Consider the following 24,729-nt stretch of genomic DNA (forward strand, 5'->3'; position numbering starts at 1 on the left):
CCAAGAAACACCTTGCGTGAGTAAGCGGATTCAATGTATCATGGAATGGGTAACAAGTGAACATTAGTTTATAATCAAGTTGCGGAGGGATTCCTATGTCCAACAATGCGGCAATCGTGGATATTGCACAGACAGCAAGCCAATTTAATTCATCTATCGTTCTTCAAGCGGACAACAAGTACATTGATGTTAAGAGCATCCTGGGCTTGTTCACTACCCTGGTATCCAGCCAAAGCTACGAGCTGCATGTACATGGCACAGATGCCGAGGAAGCCAAGAAAGCCATGAGCGAAGTTTTCGCCAAACACAATTTGAATTTCACAGTAGTAGCAGAGTAATTCAAGATTTTCCTCAGACGTCCGGCCTTGCGGCTGGGCGTCTTTGCTATGGAACCAGGTGATTTTGCAGGAACTTCGGCAATAACCCAAACTGAAATCTTGTATTAGGTCCTAATTTCGACTAATATTAAGAATAATAAGCATTAGCAGCTGTAACTTTTGGACATGGGGGGGAAAATGCATGACTTCATCGGATTTGCAGGAACAGCTCAATATCAAAGCAATCAATCTTCTTCAAGAAGATGCCGATAAAATTCAGAAGCTCATTGAAGTACAGATGGAGAATTTGGCAACCCGTTACTGCCCTCTCTATGAGGAAGTGCTGGATACCCAGATGTACGGCTTCTCCAGAGAGGTCGATTTTGCGGTCAGAGCAGGGCTGGTGCCGGAGCTTACCGGCAAGCAGGTGCTGAGCAAGCTGGAACGTAATTTAGCTGTATTGTACGAGGCACTGAACAAGAAGGCTGAGGAGCGGGAGATGTAAGTCCCGGTCATCAAGTGGAAACGGCATTGCCGTCCTTGTAAAGGACGGTACCGTTAATTCTTATATTTTCAACAAAACGCACACGAAAGACCCGGGGGTCGATCATGTGCGTTTTTTTAAATGGAGCTATAGGGCCTCAGAAGGGCCTCAGACCAGATAAAACGATACACCGAGAATCAAGTAGACCGCCAGCAGCAGGAGGCCTTCGTACCAGTTGGTAGAACCATCCTGGATAATCGATTTGGCGATGAACACCGATACGGCAATCGCTACGATCTCAATTGTGGTGAAGACAATCGACATGGTGTTGCCCATGAAGTAACTGGCGAAGATCAGCACCGGAGCCACGAATAGGGCAATCTGCAGACTGCTTCCTACGGCGATCTCCACGGCGGCTCCGATCTTGTTCTTCATGGCGAGCATAATGGCGGCGCTGTGTTCCGCGGCGTTACCGATAATCGCTACGAGGAATGCGCCGACGAACAGCTCGCTGAAGCCGAAGCGTTCGGTGAGAGTCTCCAGCGTCCCGACCAGCCATTCACTGACGAAGGCGACCATCACTGTGGCAAGGACCAGATAGAGGATCGAACGGTTCCGGGACCAGACGGGAGCATGCTCATTCGGCAGCTCTTCCGCAGTGTCGTCTGTAACATCCGCCAGGTATTTCTTGTGTGTAATCATGGAGAAGACCAGCCAGGCGAGGTAGGCGGCAATCAGCAGGCCGGCGACGACCAGGCTTAGGACATCGGTGTCTTTCTCCGTGATGGAGTGGGTGTTGAAGAACATAGCCGGGACGAACAAGGCGATGACCGCAACAATCATCAGCGAGCCGTTCAGACCGGCGAGGGTGACATTGAAGTTCTGAACCTTGAACTTCATGCCCCCGGCAAAAATACTCAGTCCGAGGACGAGCAGCAGGTTGCCGATGATGGAGCCGGTCAGACTCGCTTTAACCATGTCAAACAGTCCTTCCTTGACCAGGAAGAAGGCGATGATCAGCTCGGCTGCATTGCCGAAGGTAGCGTTAAGGAACCCGCCAAGCCGCTGTCCGGCATAGTGGGCTACGCTCTCTGTTGCCCGGCCGAGGAAACCGGCCACGAAGATGACTGAAACGGCGGACAATACGAACTGAAGGGTATGATCCCAATTCGCATAATGCCCTATGGCGCTAAGGATGAAGCTGATGACCAGCAGCGCCGGTGAGATCCATTTTTTCAAGGGTAAGCACTCTCCAGTCTCTATATGTAGGTTGATTTCATAATCAATATACCCAAATTGTTCCTGACTGTAAACGGGGGTGCGAGAAAGTGATTTGCTTTTTAGCCCGCTTTGGAATTACAATAATTGATAATGAGAGTAGGGGGGATATGGCATGGCAGAACAGCTTCAACTTGAATTGGGAAATATACGGATATCGAATGACGTTGTCTCAAAAATTGCCGGCCTGGCTGCGCTTGAGACTCCCGGAATTGCAGCCATGTCGGGCGGTTTGTCAGAGGGCTGGGCGAAGCGCCTGAGCGGCAAGAACGTGCAAAAGGGAGTAACTGTCGAAGTTGGCCAATTGGAAGCTGCAGTAGATCTGCGCATCATCGTACTGTACGAAACGCCGATTCATGAAGTGTGCCGCATGCTTCAGCAGAATGTCCGCGAGGCTGTGGAGAGTATGACCGGGCTTCACATCGTAGAGGTTAACGTTAAGGTCGAAGGCGTAGCCTTCAAGAACGACGAGATTTCTTAAGCACAATTATATTAGGCATCCATGCAAAAGGCAGTCCGGATATCTTCCGGACTGCCTTTAAATTATCTCGACCCTCGACTGTATGTAGCCTCTTAGCGTGCACGGGTGCCGACACTTCTGTTGTTGCGCACCTGTCTGACTGTAGTCACAGACTTCACGACTTCTTCCTTGGCAGGACGATTGGTCTCCCGTGAGATGCTGAGCATGATCCCCATGCAGAGCATGGTGACGAGCAGGGAGGAGCCGCCGTAGCTGATGAAGGGCAAGGTGACCCCGGTCATCGGGATCGTATTAGTGACACCGCCGATGTTGATGAAGGCCTGAATGGCGATGAGCCCCATGATTCCGATACCGACCAGGGTGCCGAAGGGATCGGTACACCGCAGTGAAATCAGAATGCCTCTCCAGATAAAATAGAGATAGAGCAGGAGAAACAGGGCGGTCCCCACAAAACCCAGCTCCTCGCCGATTACGGAGAAGATAAAGTCGGTATACGGATAAGGCAGATAATGCAGCTTCTGGATGCTCTGGCCGAACCCGGAGCCTTGTGTGCCTCCTTCGCCAATGGCGATCAGGGATTGCATGATATGATAGCCGTTGCCCGAGGCATCTTTCTCCGGATCAAGGAAGGCTTCAATACGGCCCTGACGGTAATCCTGCCTAATCTCAGCCTTCTCGGTGTGCGGCGACAGGGAGTCAATGGCGGTCTTGGCTCCCCAGACGAGAGCCACGCCCAGAATCAGTAGGCCAATCGAGCCCATAATGTGTTTCATACTGGCGCCGCCGGCATAGATGATCAGTCCGCTGGTTGCGACAAGAATCATACAGGAGCCGAAGTCCGGCTGGAGCATAATCAGTCCGGCTACGATGCCGACGATAATCATGACCGGGATATACCCTGTCCGCAAATCGCGCAGGCGCTCGCCTTTTTTGGTGATCAGGGCAGCCAGATACAGGATGATGGAGAGCTTGGCCAGCTCGGTAGGCTGAATCCCAAGGGTTCCGATGCTCATCCAGCTCTTGGCGCCGTTAATCCCCTCGGTGGTTGCTACGAACAGCAGCAGGATGAGTGTAATCACGAAGATCGGGGCATACCATTTCTTGAATTTGCTGTAGTGGATATTCATTACCACGAACATGATGAAGCTGCCCAGCACAGCCCAGATCAGTTGTTTTTTTACGAAGAAAAAGGCATTATTGCTGTATTTCTCGCTGGCAAGGGTTAAGCTGGAGCTGGAGCTGAACACCATAAGCAGGCCGAAGCCCACGAACAGCAGGGTGAGAATAAGTAACTGGAAATCGGGCGTTCCTCTTTTGGGCGGGCGGGCTTTGGCGGCCGTTTTTCCCTTCGCGGTACTCAAGCTCCCAGCAGCGCTTTCAATTCATCAATATGCTTCCGGGCGGTATCTAGCACCGGCTGAGGCACTGGAGATTCATATTCCAGTCCATGGGGAAACGTTGTTTTGCCCAGATAGACGGCTTCAATCGCCAGCACCGCATCTGACTTCTCCAGCTTCCCTTCCACAGCACGGGTATTAATGCGCAGGAAGTATTCGCCGCCATCCTTGTGGTCTTCTATCTTGCAGTCATAAGTCGCGCGGTAGTATTCCCATTGCCATCTGATGAATCCTGCCTTGGTTGCACTCTCGTCGAGATAAAGAAGGTCGCTCTTCAATCCTTCGAGGCCAGTGTTCTCAAATATCATAGCGCACAACTCCCCTTAATGAAGTATAATGATTCATTTGTAATTAAAATTTGCTATTGTTCTTCCTCATGATAGTCTGTTTCCCGGGGTTGTGCAAGGTAGAACGGGCTGATTAATACCTACTTTTTTGCGTTTCTGCTACAATAAAAGAAAGTTGGCAGGCTGCGGAGTGAGCAGAGGTGAAGCGCTCGCTCCGCAGGCTTATCCGCAGGATGCTGCCTGAGAAGGGAATGGAGAATAATGGAGAGGTTAGAAGTCGAGGAGCTGCTCCCGGAAATGGTCAAATGGCGCCGCCATCTGCACCGTCATCCGGAGCTGTCCTATCAGGAGAAGGAGACCTCTGCCTATGTTAGGGCAAGGCTCACTGAGCTGGGGATTGAGATCAAGTCGAGCGCAGCGGGCTATGGACTGACAGGTATACTTAAAGGCCGGGAGACTGGAAGAACGGTAGTCCTGCGTGCAGATATGGATGCGCTGAATATTACGGAGGAGAGCGGCCGGGAATATGCTTCACAGCAGCCCGGGGTGATGCATGCCTGTGGTCATGACGGGCATACAGCCATGCTGCTGGCTGCGGCAGCGTATTACAGCTCCCGCCGGGAAGATCTAAAGGGGGAGATCCGCTTTCTGTTCCAGCCGGCGGAAGAGGTCTGTCCCGGCGGTGCAGTGGGCATGATTGCGGAAGGCGTGCTTGCGGGTGCAGACGCCGTCTACGGATTGCATCTGTGGACGCCGTTCCCGCTCGGGACGGTAGGCAGTGCGCCGGGGCCGCTAATGGCTTCCGCCGATGAGTTCTTCATTGATCTGATCGGCCGTGGCGGACACGGCGGCATGCCCCACCGCACAGCAGACAGCATTGTGGCCGGTGCTGCACTGGTCACTGGACTGCAGACGATTGTCAGCCGCAATGTTGATCCGCTGCGTCCTGCTGTGGTCAGCGTGGGAACAATTCAAGGCGGTTCTGCCCAGAATATCATTGCCGAGCGCTGCCGGATTACGGGAACGGTGCGGGCATTCGATGAAGAGACGCGGCATCTGATCCGCCGCAGAATCGAAGAGATGGCGGCCTCCGTGGCCGCAGCCTATGGTACAGAGGCGAAGGTGGATTATCTGATGGGGTATCCGCCGCTGGTGAATGACATTGCTGAATATGAACGCTTCGCCCGTGTGGCCCCTGAAGCGCTGGGTACTGATGCCCATGTGATGCTGATGGAGAAAATTATGCCGGCGGAGGACTTCTCTTATTATGTTCAGGAGATTCCTGGCTGCTTCATCTTCGTGGGCGCGGGCAATGCGGCCAAGGATGCCGTCTATCCGCATCATCACAGCAAATTTGATTTCGATGAGGATGCCATGCTCTATGGCGTGAAGCTGCTGGTCGGTATGGCCGACTCCTGTCTGAATGACTCATTATCCGTATAAATGTTACCGCTCCAGGAAAAACTACTCTCAAATGCCATGGTAACGTGGACAGGAGGGTTCATTCTTGAAGACAGTCAAAGAAGTGATGACCGCGCATCCGGTGTCGGTTACTCTGCTGGACAATATCTATGAGGTTGCCGTCGCTATGAGAGATAGCGGGACAGGCTTCATTCCTGTGGTAGATTCGGCTGACGGGGCAACGCTAATTGGTGTGATTACGGACCGCGATCTGGTCATCCGGGGGTATGCGGCCAAGCATCCCGGATCCACAGCCGTGGAGACAGTCATGAGCCGGGAGGTCGTCTCCGTTCAGGAGTCCGCCTCCGTGGAGGAAGCAGCAGAGCTGATGGCTTCTACACAGATCCGGCGCCTTCCCGTGACGCAGGGTAAGAAGCTGATCGGAGTAGTCTCGTTAGGCGATTTGGCAGCAAAGCGAATGTTCGCAGATGAGGCTGCGGAGGCGCTCCACGAAATCTCACAGCGGCAGCAGCTGCATTAATAGAATGACGAATGGCTCATATCCGTTAGGCGGAGGTGGGCTTTTTCGTTTCACACACAAGGAGGGAAATGGATGAACGGAGCAGGGGAGGGTCCATGTATTACACGGAACGACCGGACGATTCTGCTGGAATGCGGACATCCGGGATTTGAGGAGGCGCGGGCGGTTCTAAGCGGATTCGCCGAGCTTGTCAAAAGTCCTCCAGCCTACCACACTTACCGGATCACGCCGTTGTCTCTATGGAACGCCGCTGCCGGGGGACAGACTGCAGCAGAGGTCATTGAAGGACTGCGCAGGCTGTCCAGGTGGGGTATTCCTTCCGAAGTGGAGGGGGAGATGGAGCTGCTGATGTCCCGTTATGGAAGCTTGCACCTGCATGCGGATGAAAGTGATCCGCAGGTTGTTTCGTTAACCGCTGACCGGGCGAGTCTGCTGGATGAACTGGATGACTCTCAGGAGTTGAAGGAGCTGGGCCTGCGCCGGGCCGGGGAGCTGCATAGCCACTGTCCGAAGATGAACCGGGGTCTGCTGAAGCAGGAGCTGACCAGACTGGGCTATCCTGTTCTTGATTATGCCGGGTACCGGGACGGGCAGAAGCTGAAGTTAGCCTGGCGGGAGTCTATGGGGGAAAATGGCGAAGAGAGCAGCGCCGAATTCAGGCTCCGGGATTATCAACGGGAAGCGGTCCGCCAATTTCAGGGGACCAGCGGACACGGCGGCAGCGGTGTAGCCGTGCTGCCCTGTGGGGCAGGCAAAACAGTTGTCGGTCTTGCAGTATTAGAGCAGCTGCAGTGCGAGACACTGATCCTGACTTCGAGCACGACTTCTGTAGAACAGTGGCGCGGGGAGCTCCTGCAGCGGACCACACTGAGTGCAGATGAGGTCGGGGAATACACAGGAGAACACCGGGAAGTGCGGCCTGTAACCGTTGCGACCTATCAGATGCTGACCCACAGGCGCTCCAAGGGAGGGCCGTTTATCCATATGAATCTGTTCCATGAACGGAATTGGGGGCTGATTATCTATGACGAGGTCCATCTGCTTCCGGCGCCTGTCTTCCGGGCGACTGCAGATATTCAGGCTACGCGGCGGCTGGGGCTGACAGCAACGCTGGTCCGGGAGGACGGGCGGGAGGGGGATGTGTTCTCTCTGATCGGCCCGAGATGCTACGACCTGCCCTGGAAGGTGCTGGAGCGGCAGGGATGGATTGCAGCTGTCGATTGCATCGAGGTCATCGTTCCGATGAACCAGAAGCTGCGGCAGCAGTATATGTATGCCGGAGCGAAGGAGCAGTTCCGGCTGGCGGCAGGCAATCAGGCCAAGGCGCAGGCCGCAGCGCAGATTGCTGCGGCGCATCCCGCAGCGTCGATTCTAGTGATCGGCCAGTACCTCGACCAGCTGGAGCAGATGGCGGTGGAGCTTGCGGCCCCGCTGATCACGGGCAAGACTCCGCAAAAGGAACGGAACGCGCTCTACGCTGCGTTCAATGAAGGCAAGCTGCCGGTGCTAATCGTCTCCAAGGTGGCGAACTTTGCTGTGAATTTGCCGGATGCCTCGGTGGCAATTGAGGTATCCGGCGCCTTTGGCTCCCGGCAGGAAGAAGCTCAGCGGCTGGGCCGTATCCTTCGCCCGAAACCCGGGGATAACCGGGCGTATTTCTACACTCTGGTCACGGGAGACAGCCGGGAGCAGGATTTCGCCCTGCACCGCCGGATGTTCCTTACGGAGCAAGGCTATGAATACGGGGTACGAATGCTCGACCCGGCGGAAGGAGCTGTTCTGTGATGAGACTGGAACTTGCAGATGATATTTGCAAGCTGTCTGCGGATGCCTGTGAAGTGCTGCTGCGGATAGCGGCAGAGCATGCGGCTTCACCATGTTCAGCGGATTCTGTAGAGCGGCTGCGGCCTGACTTCCTGTGCCGGGCCGAGCAGGTGCTGGCCCTGGAGGAGCTACTTCACACAGGGATGCTGGAACTGCGGCAGAAGGTGTGGGGCGAGCGGTTGTATCAGATTCCGCAGCAGCAGTATCCCTTGATCCTGCGGAGCTTCTGGGCAGGCTGCCCCCAGGTGCAGGTGGAGGGAGCAGTCCGGGTTGAGCATGCGGCTTGTTCAGAACTGGCAGGGGAGATATTTCAAGGGCTGCTGTTCATAGCACAGGAAGGCCTGCCCTTGACGTCTAAGGGAGTGATACATAAGAAGCAGCTCAGCCGGTTAGCCGGACTACTGTCCATGCCGGAGGATCATCTGAGCCTGATTCAGTCCTCTGCCGGTCACCAGAGCTATCCGCTGCCGGTTACATTAATGATTGATCTGCTGAGCGTGCTGGGGCTGATTACCTGCAACAGCAGCGGGTATGGTATAGACACACCGGTGCTGCAACGCTGGCTGGCTCTCACCGCACAGGAGATGACGGATACACTTTACACCTTGGTAATCAGCCGTTACGGTGCCCTGCTGCCTGAAGAGCAGCATTTCAGACAGTTGCTCTCGGCAGCGGAGTTTAGGCCGGACGAGTGGTTTGCAGTAGCGCCTGTTCTAAGCTGGATGAGACAGAGTGGTCTTGCCGTGGAGCAGCTTGTGCCGGGGGCGGCAGAGACAGACTCAGCCCCAGCCCTTAATCAGGCTGCACTTGCCTGGATTCGCCTTCTGGCCGCTTTTGGCTGGTGTGAGCTGGGGTCTTCAGCGGAAGGGGGGGCGTGCTTCCGCTGGAAGACATTGAAGCCGCAGTTGACCAGGTATAGCCTAGGAATAACCCCGCAGAATCAAGCGGGGGCAGAGGAAGCAGACAGTGACCCAGAAACTACCAGCAGCAACCCAAGCACATCCGCCAGCAATCAAGGAATCCTAGACAGCACCGCCGAAACTGAGGCCGGCCGCCGCCTGCTGCCGCAAGCCCCGGCTTCAGCAGCCCCCGGCTTCATTATTCAGCCGGATTTCGAGGTGCTGGTACCGCCGGAGGTCCCGTATACAGTCCGCTGGACCTTGGCCGGGTGTGCGGAGCTGCTGCATCACGAGGATCTCTGGAGCTTCCGGCTGACGCGGGAGCGGCTCGAAGCCGCAGCGGACCAGGGCCGCGCTCCGGGTGAAGTGATCTCCTGGCTGAACGCCCATGCCGCCGGAGGATTGCCGGAACAGGTCGAGCTGGCGCTCCGCCAGTGGGCCAGAGCGATTGGACGGACCGAGCTGGCGGAGGTTCTTCTGCTGTCCTGTGCCGGAGAGCAGGAGGGCGAGGATATTGCCGCCCATCCCCGGCTGCAGGACATCGTTACCCGGATCGGCCCGCTCCACTTCATCGTCCGGCCGGAGGCTGCCGTACAGCTGCGCAAGGAGCTTGCAGCCGCCGGTCTGACGCCGTCCGTAAAGGATGGGGATCTGAACGGGCCTGTTCCCCATCCTCAGCTGTTCGAACCGTCCGGGTCAGCGCAGCGTTACGAGCTTCCTGCCACAGCCGGGGAACGGGGCCTGCTGGGAACGGGACCGTCCCCGAAGCTCCTGCCGCTGGATAGAGGCGGCCCCCCGATGCTGGAGCTGCCGGGTGAGGAGGCCGTGCCGCAGATGTGGTTCAATCAGTGGAGGCAGTATCATATCACCACAGCTCAAAAGGTAATGGAGCAGGCCCTAAGCTGGGGAATCAAGGTCCGGCTCTCCTACGGGGGCAAGGCGGCAGACTTCATTCCTGAGCGGATCAGCGGACGTCCATGGAAGGTAAGGGGCATTCTGCTGCTTCCGGGAACGGAGACGGCAGAGGAGATTGAGCTTGCAGCGGAGGACTGGCAGGAAATTCAGCTGCTGCATCCGCTAAAAGCCAGAAATTCTTCTTCTGCTGGGGCGGGCGGATATGTTATGATAAGGTAGTCTATCGCTGCGGTAGAACATTAAATGCAGAAAAGAGTTGAAGTTCATGAGCGTAGCGGAATTAAATACGGTTGATATGGCCGAAGTGCTGACATACGCCTATGAATTAGGCGATATGATTAATCAATCCGCAGAAGTGTCGGATTACCTATACTGGAAGGGACAGGTGGATACCCATCCCGAAATCCAGGCCATGATCAAGCGGCTGCAAGGCAAGAAGGAGCTGTTTGACGAGACACAGCGGTTTGGTCATTTTCACCCGAACTATCACTCGGCCAAGGATGAGGTGGATGCCGTAGAGCGGGAGCTGGAGCAATTCGAAGCGGTGGTCCGGTTCAAGAATGCGGAGAAGACGCTGGATGATATTCTTCATTCCATGTCTGAGGCGATCGCGTTCTCGGTCTCGGACAGCATCAAGGTTCCCAGCAATGATCCGTCTCCCAAGGGCGGATGCGGCAGCGGCGGCAAATGCTCCTGCGGATAAGCTGACCCATGAGGAGATAGAGAAAGAGAGGCGGATGAGCTTATGTTTGCGGAACGGACAGGTTATATCGTATGGGTTAGCGACGTTAAGGCGGCGCGCAACCTGGAGAAGTACGGCACACTGCACTACGTTTCCCGTAAAATGCACTATGCGGTAATGTACGTCAATGCGGAGCGCGCTGAGGAAGTCATGAAGAATGTCCGCAGACTTTCTTATGTGCGCAAGATTGAGCGTTCGTACCGCAATGAACTGAAGACGGAATATACCAGCAACGGACCGGACAAGTCCAAGTATTACGGTCTGTAGTTCAGGGATAAGGGTTATTTAGACAGGCGCCGCTGGCGTCTGTTTTTTTAGAAATATAAGAGCGTATAGGTTTCACGCTATACATTATCCTTCTATTTCTCGCCGAAACGGTACCGTCCTTTACAAGGACGGCACAGCCGTTTCCACTTGAGGGGGACCAGCAATGAACAAAGAGGAACAGGTTTTAACCGCTTTCCGGGAATTATTTAATAAGATGAGCTGGCTGAACAAGTCGAAGATGGAGACCAGTCTTAAGGGCAATAAACCCTCTGAGGTGCACTGTATTGAATACATCGGACGGCACGAAGACACCAACGTGACCAAGCTTGCAGAGGCCTTGTACATGACCAGAGGGGCTATAAGCAAGATTACACGGAAGCTCCTGCACAAGGGGCTTATCGAGAGCTACCAGAAGCCGGAGAATCAGAAGGAAATCTATTTCAGGCTTACCCGTCAAGGGAAGGCTGTATATCAGATCCATGACGAATTGCACCAGGAGTTCCGGGAGCGGGATAGAGCTGTGTTTGAGCAGGTGACCGACAGTCAGTATGCCGGTATGCTCAGCTTCATGGAGAATTACAATAGGCATTTGGATGAAGAGATTAAGAAGCAGGAGCTGGAGAACAGCTCGGAAGAAGATTAATTTCCCCTATATACTTCAGGCAAAATATTTCAGGCAGAGCTACCTTCACCCGGCAGGGTGTTTTTTTATGCTTATTATTTTGTTTCCTTGGAATCAAAATTGTGTTAGAGTGATATTGTTTCTTAGGAAACAAATCATAAACTCTAAGGAGAGAAGATACATGTCCACATCCAGAACCGCGCACAATCAAGATCAACCTTCAGAACCTAAAGTAGATAAGCACGCGCTCATATTCGGACTAATCTCAGTATTTTTATGTGGAATAGGCTTCAGTATCATAGCTCCCGTAGTCCCGTTCCTGGTCCAGCCTTACATCAGCGATCCGGGAAAACAAGCGGTAATGGTTACCCTGCTGACTTCAGCATATGCGGCCTGCCTGTTCTGTGCGGCTCCTGTACTTGGTGCACTAAGCGATAAATACGGCCGCCGTCCTCTGCTTCTGCTATGCTTGCTGGGTTCTGCTGCCGGGTACTTCATATTTGGCCTTGGAGGGGCTTTATGGGTGCTGTTCGCCGGGCGGATCATCGAAGGAATTACAGGCGGGAGCATCGGTACAATCTTCGCTTATTTTGCAGACATTCTTCCGCCGGAGCAGCGGACCAAGTACTTTGGCTGGGTGAGTGCGGTGGTAGGGGCCGGGACTATTATCGGTCCGTCGATGGGCGGGCTGCTGGCCAAGTTCGGGTATTCGGTGCCCATGTATGTTGGCGCAGCCGTAACCTTACTGAACGTGGGTTATGGCTTCCTGTTCATGCCGGAGAGTCTGGAGAAAAGTAAGAGACTGAAGGTAATCCCCTTAGTCAGGCTGAATCCCTTCTCGCAGCTTGCGAACCTGCTGTCCATGAAGAACCTCAACAGGCTGTTTATCTCCGCTTTCCTGCTGTGGATACCGAATGGATCCTTCCAGGCTATTTTTTCACAGTTCACGTTGGATAATTTCAGCTGGAAGCCGGTTATCATCGGGCTGATGTTCTCCATCATGGGCTTGCAGGATATCCTGTCCCAAGGATTCATTATGCCTAAGCTTTTAAAAAGATACACTGATAGACAAATAGCCCTCCTCGGAATGTTCTCGGAAATTGCGGGCTACGCGCTGTTTGCACTTTCTGCCTTGTTCGCCTTCTATCCTCTTTTTATCGCGGGGATGTTTATCTTCGGCTTCGGCGATTCGGTCTTCGGGCCTTCGTTCAACGGAATGCTGTCCAAATCTGCCGCAGCGGGCGAGCAGGGACGGGTTCAAGGGGGCAGCCAATCGATTCAGGCGCTGGCGAGAATGATCGGGCCGCTGATTGGAGGACAGCTCTATGTATCATTAGGACCTGCGGCACCGGCATTTATGGGGATGATCCTCATTGGGGCGGCAATCCCTGTGCTGTATACGATTAACCGGGCCGGAGCATTGTCGAAATAAGTCGTTAATGTGAAAAAAATGCGCAGAAGGCATTGCCCCGTCCCCGGTGCTTCAGAATCCAGTCAAGGGAGGGTGTCCACCGGCTTGATTATGAGGATCAGCGAGGCGGCCTGCTTCAAAAAAAGCTGCAAAATGATCAGAGGCAGCAGCTACGTCGATGACAGCGATATCAGTGTTCACCGGACGGGCAGCTGAGGTTTCGCCCTGCCTGACTTCCGGGGATGGCGGTATGCTTGAACAACGGTCGTCAATGCGGTAAGATTGACAACAATAAGAGCATGCCAAGACCCTTTTTACGTGGAGTGTGATGACTATGCAGGGCAAGGGGATGGACTGGTGGGGGGTGTACGAGCCCTTCCACATCATGCTGAATAACTACGGGATTGCTGACATCGTCCTGACCCGGCATGCGAAGAGCCGTTATGCGGACCGGGTAGCTGCTGAGGATAGCGGGAAAGTGGAGGTGACCGCCTGGATCTGGCAGGCCCTGAAGCAGAACCGGCTGAAGCCTTACTCGAACAGTGATTATAATGCCTATCTGATCGACAATGATACGGTGATTGTGGTTGATTTCAGGCAGCTTGAGGGCGTAACGACCCTCTCCGGAGAGCCGCTGTATGTCATGGTAATTGTGTCTTTTCTGGGCAAAATATCGGTGACTCCGCAGCTCCGGGATCTCAAAAGGTACTATTCCTGGCTGCGCCATACCCGGCGCATGAAGCTGTCCAAGAAACGCCGCAGGCGCAAGTAAGGTACTTTGAACGAGGGAGGCATGCGGCTTAGGGCTGCGTGCCTTTTTGCTTGAAATCCGGATTAGTGAAGGAGTCAGTAACGTATGAATTTTCATCAGCTTCATATTTTCTATACCGTGTCCGAACGGGGCAGCTTCTCGGCGGCGGCGCAGACTCTGCATATGACCCAGCCTGCGGTGACGATGCAGATTCAGGCGCTTGAGGACTATTTTGGAACCAAGCTGTTCGACCGTTCCACCAAAAAAATCATACTCACCGAGGCCGGCCTCACGCTGATGCCGTTCGCGGTGCGCAGCATGCAGCTGATGCGCGAGACGGATCAGGCGATGTCAGCCTTCACCCACATGCTGGAGGGCCGCCTGATGCTTGGAGCCAGCCTGACCATCGGCGAATATGTGCTTCCCCGCCTGCTGGGGCCTTTCGGCAAGGAATATCCGAATATCTCGATTATGATGAAGGTGATGAACACTTCACAGATTATGGATGAGATTCACAAGCATCAGCTGAATTTCGGGCTGATTGAAGCGCCGGTCTCCCACCCGGACATGGTGATTGAACCGGTCATGGGCGATGAACTGAAGCTGATCGTTCCCGGGGAGCATCCGCTGGCCGTTCAGTCGGAAGTGACGCTGGCGCAGGCGCTCGCCTATCCATTCGTGCTGCGTGAACGCGGCTCGGGCACACGGCGGGTGATGGAGGAGCAGCTTGAAGCTAATGGACTTGACCCTGCGGTGATGCAGATTGTGATGGAGCTGGGCAGTACCGGGGCGGTGAAGTCGGCGGTTGAGGCGGGGCTGGGGATTACGATCATCTCGACCTCCTCGGTCAAGCATGAAGTGGCACTCGGCCTGCTGAAAATCGTTAATCTGACGGATGCCTCCTTCAAACGGCAATTCTACGCCATTCATCTGAAATCGACCTTGCTGCCGATCTCGGCGGTAACCTTCCTGAGCTTTCTGCGCCAGCATGCAGGGGGACAGTAGCGGGTAGGAACAACTGCGTATAGGTATAGGAAAGCGTGTAAACCTAATTGAAAGAATGGAGGAATTCCATGACAGACCATAAAAACCATAGCGGGTTATCTGAGGCTGCGTTAGGTACGGCGGGTCTTGCCGATACAGCCGGCAGATGTGATCTGCACACCCATACTCAAGCCTCGGACGGCATGCAGCCGCCGGCTGAGAATGTACGGCTTGGCTATGAGGCTGGATTGACCGCAGTAGCCATTACTGACCATGATACAGTCAGCGGAGTAGCGGAAGCGCTGGAAGCAGGCAAGCGGTACGGGATTACTGTGGTTCCCGGTGTTGAGATCAGTACACGGCAGGGCGGCAAAGAGATCCATGTCCTCGGTTACTACATCGACACGGAGCAGGAGCTGCTGCTGTCCCGCCTGGAAGAGCAGCGAAATACCCGGCTCGGGCGGAATGAAGCGATTCTGGAGAAGCTGCGCGGACTGGGTATTGCGATCACCCTGGAGCAGGTAGTGTCAGGGCTTGGCCGGGAGCTGAAGCCGGATGAGAGCATCGGCCGCCCGCACATCGCGGATGAGCTGGTCCGGCTGGGCACAGCCGTGGATATGCGGGATGCCTTCGACAAGTATCTGGGCGAAGGTGCAGCGGCCTATGTCTCGCCTCCGCGCATTACACCGGGGACCGCCTGCGAGTGGATTCGTGAAGCAGGAGGTGCGGCGGTGCTTGCCCATCCGGGAATTTACGGGGATGACGAATTGGTGCGCAGCATCGTGGAGCAATGTGATCTGGACGGTATCGAGGTGTATCATTCCGACCATGGCCCGGCAGAGCATGAGCGCTACCATGCACTTGCAGCGGAATTCGGCCTGCGGGTTACCGGCGGCTCGGATTTTCATGGTGCGCGGCAGGGCGTTGTTTTCCACGGGGATGTTGGTAGTGTGAGTGTGCCTGCCGCTGTGCTGGAGCAGCTGAAGGCTGGCAGAGGCTGACTGACCACAAGACACAAGACACTAAAAACCTCCGACCCTTAGCGCAGGCGCTACAGGACGGAGGTTTTTTGGTAGGAGCAATCCTTACTGTTAGTAAAGCGCATGATCAGTAAGAGGAAACCAGCCAAATGTGTTCGGTTTTCCGCACATATTTGACCCAAGTGGCCTCATCATGCCCACTCCACTAATTCGCTCGGGTAATGTGATTGCACATCTAACTTGAGCTTAACTCCGCAGCACATTTGGCAGCTGCTTGATCCGCTCTTCATCCGGTGTGACGAACAATGTCTGCTGATGATCGTAGATGACGAAGCCCGGCTTGGCACCGCTCGGTTTGCGCACGTAACGGATCAGGGTGCAGTCCACCGGCACGCTGCTGGACTGCTTGGCCTGGCTGTAATAGGCGGCGAGCTGAGCGGCTTCCTCCAGGGTGGCATCGCCGAATTCCTCACTGCGGATTACCACGTGCGAGCCAGGGATATCCTTGGTATGCAGCCAGGTATCGTTCGGCGCGGCGAGCCGATTGGTGACATATTCGTTTTGCAGATTGTTTTTGCCGACATAGATATCCACCCCTTCAGAGGAAGTGAAGACCTGCAGCGTGGGTCTGGTTACTTTCTTTTTCTTTTTGCCTTTTTTGCTGCGGTCGCGCAGATAGCCTTGGCTGACCAACTCCTCGCGGATCTCCTCAATGTCATTCAGTGAGGCGTGGGCCAATTGCTGGAGCAGCAGCTCCATATAGGCGATCTCTTCGTGCGTCTTCTTGACCTGCTCACCGATCACCCGCAGGCTGTTCTTGTACTTGTTATATTTCTTAAAATACCGCTGGGCATTGTCCGTAGGACTTAGCAGCGGGTCAAGCGGAACGGTAATCTCCGCTTGATTCTCATCGTAGTAGTTTACTAGTTTTGCTTCCTTGTCGCCTTTGTTCACGGTGTGCAGGGAAGCGAACAACAGCTCGCCCCAAATCCGAAACTGGTCTGCATCCTCGGCTTCGTTCAGATCCTTTTGCAGGTTGGCCAGCTTCTTGATGTTCTTGCTGCGCTCATTGCTGAGGAAGCGGATCAGGTCGCTAACCCGCTGCTTGACGGTGTCCTTCTCCGCCTTGTCCCCGTAATAATCCTCCAGGCACAGGCTAATGGAGCTGTAATGCTTCATATTGCCGCTCATCAGCCTCAGTGGAATGGCGGAGAAGACCGGCTTGCCCTTGGCATTCCAGCCGGTGACCGGAGCGAATTCCTGCTTCGTGACTGGCTCCATGACGGAATGGAAGGCATCCCATAGCTGTTCAGGCTTATCCAGCACGCTGCTGTAATCCTCAGCTTCGCCGCCTATCTCCTTATACCGGTAGAGAATCTCTCCGGCGATCAGCGGACTCAGGCCGCTGAAGGCATGGACCAGCCAGCCGGACGGATCGGCTGAAGGGGCAGGGCCGCCGGAGCCGTCAGCCTGCGGTGCCTCAAGTGAGGCCAGCAGTCCGGCGATCTCGCCCTCGATCATATCCTCCTCCGGCTCCTGCGGATGCTCGGCGGCGTAGCGGGCCGCTTCCTCTGCCGAGGTCATCAGGTTGAGGAAATCGGGTTGGCTGATCTGCAGGGGATTTAGCTTATGCTGCTGCGGCGGCTGGGTATAGGCCGTTCCCGGCATGACCACCCGGTAGCTGCTGATCGATGGGGTGACATGATGAATGCCGTCGATAATCGTCCCCGTGGCTAACTCTGTAAGAATGATGTTGCTGTGGCGTCCCATCAGCTCAATGATGATTTTTTTGGCGGAGACATCGCCGAGCTCATCCCGGGTTCTGATGGTGATATGAATAATCCGTTCAAGGCCCACCTGGGTAATACTCTCGATGGTGCCGCCTTCACAATGCTTGCGCATCAGCATGCAGAACATCGGCGCTTCCGCCGGGTTAATGCTGCTTCGCTCGGTCAGGTGCAGCCGGGGGTATGTCGGATTTGCCGAGAGCAGCAGCTTGCCGCCTCCGCCCGCACCGCGCAGGGTGAAGATGAGGTCATGTGTGCTGGGTTGATATATTTTGCCGATACGTGCACCGATGAAGGGCTGAAGCTCATGCACGATCGCTTGGGTAACAATGCCGTCTAATGCCATGATAAAGTTCTCCTGTCGCCTAATAATAAAGTACTCCCTCTATGATGCCACACTTTCACCGGTTCGCGCAAAAGGAAGCCGCCGGCGGTGATATTTTGGGACGACCATGAATACACTTGGACATGAACAGGTGGAAAAGCTGTGCGCCGCCGGAAGTCAAGAAACGACCGGGAGGGGAAAGATTAGTCATGGAACAAAAAAGCTGGCACCGGCTCGGTGCTGAGGAGCTGCAGGAGATGTTCGGCGTTCATCCGGGAACGGGCCTGAACGCCGAGGATGCCGCCGCAAGACGCAAAGAGAGCGGGTACAATGAGCTGTCTGAGGGCAAAAGGGTATCACCTTTTACGCTGCTGCTCAATCAGTTCAAGGATTTCATGGTACTGGTGCTGATGGGTGCGACACTGGTATCCGGCCTACTTGGCGAATATCTTGACGCGATTACGATTGTTGCCATTATTCTGCTTAACGGGGTGCTCGGGTTCGTGCAGGAGTTCCGCGCCGAGCGTTCACTGAGGGCGCTGAAGCAGCTCTCTGCACCTACCGCCAAGGTGCTGCGCGGCGGGAAGCAGGAGGTGCTCCCGGCCAAAATGCTGGTTCCCGGAGATATTGTCCTGCTGGAGAGCGGGGACCGGATTCCGGCGGATATCCGCTGGCTGCAGTGCAGCGGCATCTATGCCGAAGAGTCGGCGCTGACGGGGGAATCCCTTCCTGTCTCCAAGCATGCCACCGCCATTCATGCCGAAGACATTCCGCTGGGCGACCAGAAGAACATCGGCTTCATGGGTACCATGGTGAACCGGGGGACCGGCCGGGGAGTCGTCATCCGCACGGGTATGGCTACCGAGATGGGCAAGATTGCCGATCTGATCCAGAATACCGAATCACAGGAGACTCCGCTGCAGCACCGTCTGGAGCAGCTCGGCAAGATTCTGATCTACGTCTCGCTGGGGCTTACCATTGTCGTGGTTCTGGCAGGAATTCTACATGGACAGCCCGCGACAGCGATGTTCCTGGCAGGCGTAAGTCTGGCAGTGGCGGCGATCCCCGAAGGCCTTCCCGCGATTGTGACGATTGCGCTCGCTCTGGGGGTCCAGCGGATGATCAAGCGCAAGGCAATTGTCCGCAAGCTGCCATCGGTAGAGACCCTGGGCTGCGCCTCCGTAATCTGCTCGGATAAGACGGGAACGCTCACCCAGAACAAAATGACAGTCACACAGGTGTGGAATGCGGGGCGGACGTTCGAGGTATCGGGAGAGGGATATGCTCCGGTGGGGAATGTAATGCAGAAGGGCAGGGCCGTTGATCTGAAAAACGACCAGAGCCTCCGGCGCATGCTCCAGGTGGGGGCACTTTGCAGCAACGCAGAGATTTATGAAAGCATCCCCGAGACACGCGGCAAAAAGAAAGGCAAAGGGGCCGATGCGGATAAAGGGGCGAAAGCAGAGCCTGTCTGGGAACTGAAGGGCGATCCGACCGAAGGCGCGCTGGTGGCCTTGTCCGCCAAAATGGGGCTGACCGCCCAATCCCTTGCTGTAACCTATACCCGGGAAACGGAGTTTCCATTCGATTCTGAGCGTAAGCTGATGTCGGTCATTGTGAATCATCCCGGCGGGCGGATGATCTGCACCAAAGGCGCACCCGATGTGCTGCTGAATTGCTGCACTTATATGCTGTGGGATGGCGGTGTTGTTCCCTGCACGCCGACCTTGCGGCAGAAGGTGCTGGAAGCCAATGAAAAGATGGCTTCAGGTGCGCTGCGCGTGCTCGGAATGGCTTACCGTGACATGCGGAGCGGAGAGGTCGCGGGGAGCGAGAAGGAAGCAGAGAGCCAGCTTGTCTTCGTAGGGCTGGCCGGAATGATTGATCCCCCGCGCAAAGAAGTGCGCGATGCGATCAGCGTCACCCGCCGGGCCGGAATCAAGACAGTAATGATTACCGGCGACCATGGAACCACCGCAGAGGCCATCGCCCATCAGCTCGGCATTCTGCAGCGCGGCGGCACGGTCCTGACCGGCAGCCAGCTTACCCGGATGGACGATGATGCGCTGGATAAGGTGTCCGATAGCGTCTTCGTCTACGCCCGGGTATCACCGGAGCATAAGCTGCGGATCGTCAAGTCGCTGCAGCGCCACGGCCATGTCGTAGCGATGACCGGCGATGGGGTGAACGATGCGCCCGCGATCAAGGCCGCCGATATCGGGATCTCGATGGGGATCACCGGCACGGATGTCACGAAGGAGGCTTCGGCCCTGATCCTTGGAGACGATAACTTCTCGACGATTGTGGCGGCGATTGAGGAAGGGCGGAATATCTATGAGAATATCCGCAAGTTCATCCGTTACCTGCTAGCCTCCAATGTCGGCGAGATTCTGACCATGTTCTTCGCCATGATGCTGGGGCTGCCGCTGCCGCTGGTTCCGATCCAGATTCTGTGGGTCAATCTGGTTACCGACGGCTTGCCTGCTATGGCACTGGGGGTAGACCAGCCGGAGAAGGATCTGATGGAGCACAAGCCACGCGGGGCGAAGGAGAACATTTTTGCCCGGCGGCTGGGCTGGAAGATTGTCAGCCGTGGACTGCTGATCGGCCTTTGCACCCTGGCGGCCTTCTGGCTGACGCTGCGGATTGATCCAGGCAACGCGCAGCAATTAATTCGCGCGCAGTCGGTTGCTTTTGCCACCCTTGTTATGGCCCAGCTCATCCATGTGTTCGATTGCCGCAGCTCCCGCTCGGTCTTCTACCGGAATCCGTTCCAGAACAGATATCTGGTGCTGGCCGTCCTGTCTTCTGTCATCTTAATGCTGGCTGTAATGTACCTCCCTGTGCTTCAGCCGGTGTTCAAGACCGTTCCGCTCAGCTTCCGTGAATGGTGCCTGGTGCTGGTGATGGCCGGAATCCCGACCTTCCTGATGGGAGCGGGCAGCGTCTGGGGCGGCAAGAAGAACCGCAGCCGCAGCGGTGGACGCCAGATGATAAAAAGTACAAAGTTTTCAGCATAAAATCAATAGCCTCCATCCACGCCTATAAGGTATGCTGGTTTCACTGAGAAGCTTGGTTTATGATGAACCAAGAATGTGAAAATAGCTGATTTTACTTATAGGAGTGGACCTGACAATGGAATTTACCAAAATGCACGGTTTAGGCAATGATTTTATTATCGTATTTGGTGAGGATGAGCTGCCGGGCAATGCCCCTGAGCTGGCAGTTACGCTGTGCAACCGGTTCTTCGGCATCGGCGCAGATGGACTGGTGTACATTCTCCCTTCGCAGCGCGGCGATTACATGATGCGTATCATGAATTCGGACGGCTCCGAGGCTGAGCAATGCGGCAATGCGATCCGCTGCGTCTCCAAATATGTATATGAGCAGGGTCTGGTGGAATCGGAGCAGATTGTCATTGAGACGATTGGCGCCGGAGAACAGAAGGTCTCCCTGAAGGTGAAGGACGGCATCGTGGAGAGCGTAACGGTGGATATGGGCGAGCCGGTTCTGTCCGGACTGCAGATTCCTGTAGCGATCGACGCGGAGCCTGTGCTGGACCAGCCGATTGAAGCGGACGGTAAGGCGTTCAGATTCACCGCAGTCTCCATGGGGAATCCCCATGCGGTCATTTATGTGGATGATGCCGTATCGTTCGATCTCGCTACCTGGGGGCCGAGGCTGGAAGTTCACCCGCTCTTCCCGCGCAAAGTAAACGTAGAGTTCGCTACCGCCCGGAACCGCAGCCACGTGGATATGCGCGTCTGGGAACGCGGAGCCGGTCCTACCCTGGCTTGCGGCACAGGTGCCTGCGCGACTCTGGTCTCCTCCGTGCTGAACGGGGTGACGGACCGCTCGGCGGTCATCAGCCTGAAGGGCGGCGATCTGTTCATCGAATGGAACGAGGAAGACAACCATGTCTATATGACGGGTCCGGCACAGGTGGTATACACCGGCTCAGTGGATATCTGATTTCTGATTCGCATATAACCATTTGCAATCCCCTGCATGCCAGATGCAGGGGATTTCTTTTGTTGTTCAAGAGGAACAGGCCGGCATGGAAAGGCAGCCGAATAATGGCAGACATATCCGCGAATAATAGAACTCTGCATAGCAGGGAGGGGGAGCGGAGATGAAGTCTGGGTCAAACCGAAAGTCGCAAAATGCGGGAGCAGACACTACCCCGGGACCGGGACAGCCGCAAGGCGGTGTTCCTTTGGGTCTTGCGGATACGGTTGCCCAAAGTCTGCTCCACATTCAGAAGGAGCTTGGAGACAGCCCGGATCTCCTTATCCGCAGAATCGAGATTGGGGGAGAACGCCGGCTGGAAGCGGCCGCTGTTCATCTGAGCGGGCTGGCGGACTCAGCTGCTGTGAATGAATTTGTGCTGGGCTCACTGCTGAATCATACAGAGGAGCTGTTCCTCGACAGCCCCCCTGGCATTGCTGACAGCCCGCGGGAACAAGCTTCGCTCCCGCAGCAGATCCTTAGCCGTGCTATGGAGATCGGTGACGCGGAGCTCCAGCAGGATTGGAAGGAGATTATGCTCGCCATTCTGTCCGGGGACACTGCGATTCTGCTGGAGGGTTGCCGGGTAGCGATTCTATGCGGAACCAGGGGCGGGGAGCAGCGGGCGGTCAGTGAGCCTTCCTCCCAGCTTGTAGTCCGGGGACCGAAGGACGGGTTCGTGGAGTCGGTGGCTACGAACATCTCGCTAATCCGCCGCAGAATCAAATCCACCAAGCTGCATCTGGAAGTCTTGAGGATCGGCTCGGAGACCCACACTCATGTGGCGCTGATGTACATGAAGGGGATTGCGGGGGAGGAGCTGATCCGCGAAGCCAGAGACCGTCTGAATAAGATTGCTATGGATGAGATCCTGGAATCCGGCTATATTGAGGAGTTAATTCAGGACAAGACTTTCACTCCGTTTCCGACCATATATAACTCAGAACGGCCGGATGTGGCTGCGGGCAATCTGCTCGAAGGCCGGGTAGTCATTATTGTGGACGGCACGCCGTTTGTGCTGATTCTTCCGGCGGTGTTTACGCAGTTTTTTCAGTCTGCCGAGGATTATTCCCAGCGGTTCGATATTGCCATATTGATGCGGCTGGTCCGTTATTTGAGCTTCCTTGTTCTGATTCTGGGTCCTTCAGTCTATCTCGCTCTGACCACCTACCATTATGAGATGATTCCGACCACGCTGCTGATTAATCTGCTCTCCCAGCGGGAGAATGTACCCTTCCCGGCCTTTGTAGAGTTGCTCTTGATGGAGACAGCCTTTGAAATTCTGCGTGAAGCCGGGGTGCGAATGCCGCGCGCCATCGGGCAGACGGTCTCTGTGGTGGGTGCGCTTATCCTGGGAACGGCGGTGGTTGAGGCCGGAATTATTACGCCCATCATGGTTATCGTAGTGGCGTTGACCGGGATTGCCAGCTTTGCCCTTCCAGCGTACAACCTGGCGATTGCCGGAAGAATTATCCGGTTTGCTTTCCTGATCCTGGCCAGTATATTCGGCTTCTATGGAATTACACTGGGCTTGATCCTGCTTGTAGCACATATGAACAGCCTCAGATCCTTCGGTGTGCCTTATCTCTCCCCCTTCGTGCCGCTCTCGGTTAAAGGTCATAAGGATTCTCTGCTCAGACTGCCGCTCTGGCTCGTTGGGCCGGACAAACCGCCAGAGCAGATGCGTGCAGAGCTGCCGGAGTATATGCGGCTGAATACGGGTCATGAGGAGCAGCTCGCCCCGTTAATTCACAAGAACAATAAAGCTGCCGGACAGCGGGCTGAGGAGGAGAGCCATGAAAAATAGAATCTTCTGCCTGGGCCTTCTGTCAGTCTTTGTATTACTGCTGCTTACCGGCTGCTGGGATAGCGTTGAACTCAACCGGCGGGCGATTGTCTCGGGGGTAGCGATCGACAGGGGTGACTCTGAGGCGGAGAGATACAAGCTGTCCTTTCAGGTGATTGTGGCAGAGGAAATCTCCGGGGAGAAGAGCAGAGGCATATCGCCGGTTGCGCTGTATACAGGAACAGGCCGCACGATGTTCGAGGCGCTGGCGGACGCTTCCCGCCAGACCGCCCGCTTCCTTTCCCTGGGACATGTGCGGGTACTGGTGATCTCGGAGAAGTTCGCCCGTGAGGGCATCAAGGACCTTCTGGATGTGCTGGAGCGGGAGAGTGATACCCGGCTGAACAGCCTGGTTTTCATCTCCAAGGGTCAGCCTGCGCGTGAAATCATGTCCACGATGACCGTGTTCAGCAAAATCCCGGCCAATGATCTGGTAGAGAAGCTGGAGACGACCTCCAAGCAGTTCGGCTATAACTTCCGCATGGCCGTGGATGATGTCATCCGGGGCATTCAGATCAGGGGAGGCGGTCCGATTATCAACGGGGTATTCACCAAAGGAGAGTGGACTCCGTCAGCAGGCACCAATGACAGCCTGATGAATATTGAACCCCGGTCGATCCTGAGCGTCTCCTCCCTTGCGGCATTCAAGGATGACAAGCTGAAGGGCTGGCTTACGGGTGACGCTGCGCTCGGCACCGTTCTTTTGCATAATCGGATCAAAGAGTTCCCGGTTCTGCTCAAGCATCAGGGCAGTTATCTCTCCTTCAATATCTATCAGTCTCAGGTGTCGCTTGCGGTCGAGTCGTCTGACCCCGAGCATCCCGTCTTTACGGTCAAAATCAGGCAGCAGGCCGCGCTCAAGGAAGCTCCGAATCCGCTGGATCTTACCTCTCCTGAAGTGCTGGAAGAGCTGTCAGACCAGCTTACAGAAGAAACCGTTAAGCATATCAAGACAGCCGTAAGCTCCGCCAAAAAAATGGGTAGCGATTATATCGGCTTTGGACGGGCCTTGCAGCGGAAGGACCCGCACGGCTGGAAGAAGGTCAGGGACCACTGGGAGGAGGTATTTGCAGGCTGTGAAATCCGGTTCGACGCGGATGTGGTCATTCGGCATACGGACATGCGCAGCAACTCTTTTCAGATTAATTAAGTCTGGCGGTAAGGTAACCGGTGAGGAGGTTC

Annotated in this window: 22 protein-coding genes; 18 read left to right on the forward strand and 4 right to left on the reverse strand. The window is 55.4% G+C overall.

Features of this window, described 5'->3' with window-relative positions; all coding sequences use genetic code 11:
* The first annotated feature begins 95 nt into the window (after positions 1-95).
* Complete coding sequence (locus NST43_RS11645; protein ID WP_036695008.1) at positions 96-338, forward strand: HPr family phosphocarrier protein; 243 nt, start codon at positions 96-98, stop codon at positions 336-338.
* Between the two features lie 181 nt (positions 339-519).
* Positions 520-822, forward strand: a complete 303-nt coding sequence (locus NST43_RS11650; RefSeq protein WP_036695007.1) for a YlaN family protein — start codon at positions 520-522, stop codon at positions 820-822.
* 147 nt (positions 823-969) lie between these two features.
* On the opposite strand, the gene cax is transcribed toward NST43_RS11650, so the two are convergent.
* On the reverse strand, positions 970-2,040 hold the full coding sequence (cax, locus tag NST43_RS11655; RefSeq protein ID WP_209985400.1) for a calcium/proton exchanger: 1,071 nt from the start codon (positions 2,038-2,040) through the stop codon (positions 970-972).
* Positions 2,041-2,194: 154 nt separating this feature from the next.
* Here cax and NST43_RS11660 point away from each other — a divergent pair, with 154 nt between their 5' ends.
* Positions 2,195-2,560 (forward strand): Asp23/Gls24 family envelope stress response protein, encoded by a 366-nt coding sequence (locus NST43_RS11660; protein WP_036695005.1) that lies wholly within the window; start codon positions 2,195-2,197, stop codon positions 2,558-2,560.
* A gap of 92 nt (positions 2,561-2,652) precedes the next feature.
* Here NST43_RS11660 and ftsW read toward each other — a convergent pair whose 3' ends face one another.
* Together ftsW and NST43_RS11670 are read right to left on the reverse strand one after the other, a co-directional pair.
* A complete protein-coding gene (gene ftsW, locus NST43_RS11665; RefSeq protein WP_339224570.1) occupies positions 2,653-3,921 on the reverse strand; it encodes a putative lipid II flippase FtsW in 1,269 nt (422 codons plus the stop codon).
* Positions 3,918-4,265 (reverse strand): YugN family protein, encoded by a 348-nt coding sequence (locus NST43_RS11670; RefSeq protein ID WP_209985406.1) that lies wholly within the window; start codon positions 4,263-4,265, stop codon positions 3,918-3,920. Before NST43_RS11670 ends, ftsW begins: the two co-directional genes overlap by 4 nt.
* Before the next feature lie 240 nt (positions 4,266-4,505).
* Here NST43_RS11670 and NST43_RS11675 point away from each other — a divergent pair, with 240 nt between their 5' ends.
* The 11 genes from NST43_RS11675 (at position 4,506) to NST43_RS11725 (ending at position 15,602) form a co-directional block, all read left to right on the forward strand.
* Positions 4,506-5,687, forward strand: coding sequence for an amidohydrolase (locus NST43_RS11675; protein ID WP_339224572.1), 1,182 nt, complete (start codon positions 4,506-4,508; stop codon positions 5,685-5,687).
* Positions 5,688-5,751: 64 nt separating this feature from the next.
* On the forward strand, positions 5,752-6,186 hold the full coding sequence (locus tag NST43_RS11680; RefSeq protein ID WP_339224573.1) for a CBS domain-containing protein: 435 nt from the start codon (positions 5,752-5,754) through the stop codon (positions 6,184-6,186).
* A gap of 72 nt (positions 6,187-6,258) precedes the next feature.
* Complete coding sequence (locus NST43_RS11685; protein WP_339224575.1) at positions 6,259-7,971, forward strand: DNA repair helicase XPB; 1,713 nt, start codon at positions 6,259-6,261, stop codon at positions 7,969-7,971.
* Positions 7,971-10,043: a helicase-associated domain-containing protein gene (locus NST43_RS11690; RefSeq protein ID WP_339224576.1), complete on the forward strand. Its 2,073-nt coding sequence runs from the start codon at positions 7,971-7,973 to the stop codon at positions 10,041-10,043. The genes NST43_RS11685 and NST43_RS11690 overlap by 1 nt, the downstream gene beginning before the upstream one ends.
* Before the next feature lie 46 nt (positions 10,044-10,089).
* A complete protein-coding gene (locus NST43_RS11695; protein WP_209985421.1) occupies positions 10,090-10,527 on the forward strand; it encodes a YlbF family regulator in 438 nt (145 codons plus the stop codon).
* Between the two features lie 42 nt (positions 10,528-10,569).
* Complete coding sequence (locus NST43_RS11700) at positions 10,570-10,833, forward strand: YlbG family protein (protein WP_036694997.1); 264 nt, start codon at positions 10,570-10,572, stop codon at positions 10,831-10,833.
* Between the two features lie 163 nt (positions 10,834-10,996).
* Positions 10,997-11,476 carry a MarR family transcriptional regulator gene (locus NST43_RS11705; protein WP_339224578.1) on the forward strand — a complete coding sequence of 160 codons (480 nt, stop codon included), beginning with the start codon at positions 10,997-10,999 and terminating at the stop codon, positions 11,474-11,476.
* A 160-nt stretch (positions 11,477-11,636) separates the two neighbouring features.
* Positions 11,637-12,887 carry an MFS transporter gene (locus tag NST43_RS11710; protein ID WP_339224579.1) on the forward strand — a complete coding sequence of 417 codons (1,251 nt, stop codon included), beginning with the start codon at positions 11,637-11,639 and terminating at the stop codon, positions 12,885-12,887.
* A 307-nt stretch (positions 12,888-13,194) separates the two neighbouring features.
* Complete coding sequence (locus NST43_RS11715; protein ID WP_339225396.1) at positions 13,195-13,638, forward strand: hypothetical protein; 444 nt, start codon at positions 13,195-13,197, stop codon at positions 13,636-13,638.
* An 84-nt stretch (positions 13,639-13,722) separates the two neighbouring features.
* Positions 13,723-14,622, forward strand: coding sequence for a selenium metabolism-associated LysR family transcriptional regulator (locus tag NST43_RS11720; RefSeq protein ID WP_339224580.1), 900 nt, complete (start codon positions 13,723-13,725; stop codon positions 14,620-14,622).
* Between the two features lie 68 nt (positions 14,623-14,690).
* Positions 14,691-15,602 (forward strand): PHP domain-containing protein, encoded by a 912-nt coding sequence (locus tag NST43_RS11725; protein WP_339224582.1) that lies wholly within the window; start codon positions 14,691-14,693, stop codon positions 15,600-15,602.
* Positions 15,603-15,827: 225 nt separating this feature from the next.
* Here NST43_RS11725 and NST43_RS11730 read toward each other — a convergent pair whose 3' ends face one another.
* Positions 15,828-17,714 carry an NFACT RNA binding domain-containing protein gene (locus NST43_RS11730; protein ID WP_339224584.1) on the reverse strand — a complete coding sequence of 629 codons (1,887 nt, stop codon included), beginning with the start codon at positions 17,712-17,714 and terminating at the stop codon, positions 15,828-15,830.
* A gap of 188 nt (positions 17,715-17,902) precedes the next feature.
* Between NST43_RS11730 and NST43_RS11735 the strand changes: the two genes are divergently transcribed.
* The 4 genes from NST43_RS11735 (at position 17,903) to NST43_RS11750 (ending at position 24,697) form a co-directional block, all read left to right on the forward strand.
* Complete coding sequence (locus tag NST43_RS11735; protein ID WP_209985445.1) at positions 17,903-20,713, forward strand: calcium-translocating P-type ATPase, SERCA-type; 2,811 nt, start codon at positions 17,903-17,905, stop codon at positions 20,711-20,713.
* A gap of 115 nt (positions 20,714-20,828) precedes the next feature.
* Positions 20,829-21,665, forward strand: a complete 837-nt coding sequence (gene dapF / locus NST43_RS11740) for a diaminopimelate epimerase (RefSeq protein ID WP_339224586.1) — start codon at positions 20,829-20,831, stop codon at positions 21,663-21,665.
* A gap of 160 nt (positions 21,666-21,825) precedes the next feature.
* On the forward strand, positions 21,826-23,508 hold the full coding sequence (locus NST43_RS11745; RefSeq protein WP_339224588.1) for a spore germination protein: 1,683 nt from the start codon (positions 21,826-21,828) through the stop codon (positions 23,506-23,508).
* Positions 23,498-24,697 carry a Ger(x)C family spore germination protein gene (locus NST43_RS11750; RefSeq protein WP_339224589.1) on the forward strand — a complete coding sequence of 400 codons (1,200 nt, stop codon included), beginning with the start codon at positions 23,498-23,500 and terminating at the stop codon, positions 24,695-24,697. The genes NST43_RS11745 and NST43_RS11750 overlap by 11 nt, the downstream gene beginning before the upstream one ends.
* The last annotated feature ends 32 nt before the right edge of the window (positions 24,698-24,729 follow it).

The organism is Paenibacillus sp. FSL H8-0332 (assembly GCF_037963835.1).
In the GTDB taxonomy this organism is placed as follows: Bacteria; Bacillota; Bacilli; order Paenibacillales; family Paenibacillaceae; genus Paenibacillus_AQ; species Paenibacillus_AQ rhizoplanae.

Bases quoted from the DNA above. Each gene is read 5' to 3' on its own strand.
- NST43_RS11645 (WP_036695008.1), top strand. From the start codon at position 96: ATGTCCAACAATGCGGCAATCGTGGATATTGCACAGACAGCAAGCCAA.
- NST43_RS11650 (WP_036695007.1), top strand. From the start codon at position 520: ATGACTTCATCGGATTTGCAGGAACAGCTCAATATCAAAGCAATCAAT.
- NST43_RS11660 (WP_036695005.1), top strand. From the start codon at position 2,195: ATGGCAGAACAGCTTCAACTTGAATTGGGAAATATACGGATATCGAAT.
- NST43_RS11670 (WP_209985406.1), bottom strand. From the start codon at position 4,265: ATGATATTTGAGAACACTGGCCTCGAAGGATTGAAGAGCGACCTTCTT.
- NST43_RS11675 (WP_339224572.1), top strand. From the start codon at position 4,506: ATGGAGAGGTTAGAAGTCGAGGAGCTGCTCCCGGAAATGGTCAAATGG.
- NST43_RS11685 (WP_339224575.1), top strand. From the start codon at position 6,259: ATGAACGGAGCAGGGGAGGGTCCATGTATTACACGGAACGACCGGACG.
- NST43_RS11690 (WP_339224576.1), top strand. From the start codon at position 7,971: ATGAGACTGGAACTTGCAGATGATATTTGCAAGCTGTCTGCGGATGCC.
- NST43_RS11695 (WP_209985421.1), top strand. From the start codon at position 10,090: ATGAGCGTAGCGGAATTAAATACGGTTGATATGGCCGAAGTGCTGACA.
- NST43_RS11700 (WP_036694997.1), top strand. From the start codon at position 10,570: ATGTTTGCGGAACGGACAGGTTATATCGTATGGGTTAGCGACGTTAAG.
- NST43_RS11705 (WP_339224578.1), top strand. From the start codon at position 10,997: ATGAACAAAGAGGAACAGGTTTTAACCGCTTTCCGGGAATTATTTAAT.
- NST43_RS11710 (WP_339224579.1), top strand. From the start codon at position 11,637: ATGTCCACATCCAGAACCGCGCACAATCAAGATCAACCTTCAGAACCT.
- NST43_RS11715 (WP_339225396.1), top strand. From the start codon at position 13,195: ATGACTATGCAGGGCAAGGGGATGGACTGGTGGGGGGTGTACGAGCCC.
- NST43_RS11720 (WP_339224580.1), top strand. From the start codon at position 13,723: ATGAATTTTCATCAGCTTCATATTTTCTATACCGTGTCCGAACGGGGC.
- NST43_RS11725 (WP_339224582.1), top strand. From the start codon at position 14,691: ATGACAGACCATAAAAACCATAGCGGGTTATCTGAGGCTGCGTTAGGT.
- NST43_RS11730 (WP_339224584.1), bottom strand. From the start codon at position 17,714: ATGGCATTAGACGGCATTGTTACCCAAGCGATCGTGCATGAGCTTCAG.
- NST43_RS11735 (WP_209985445.1), top strand. From the start codon at position 17,903: ATGGAACAAAAAAGCTGGCACCGGCTCGGTGCTGAGGAGCTGCAGGAG.
- dapF (WP_339224586.1), top strand. From the start codon at position 20,829: ATGGAATTTACCAAAATGCACGGTTTAGGCAATGATTTTATTATCGTA.
- NST43_RS11745 (WP_339224588.1), top strand. From the start codon at position 21,826: ATGAAGTCTGGGTCAAACCGAAAGTCGCAAAATGCGGGAGCAGACACT.
- NST43_RS11750 (WP_339224589.1), top strand. From the start codon at position 23,498: ATGAAAAATAGAATCTTCTGCCTGGGCCTTCTGTCAGTCTTTGTATTA.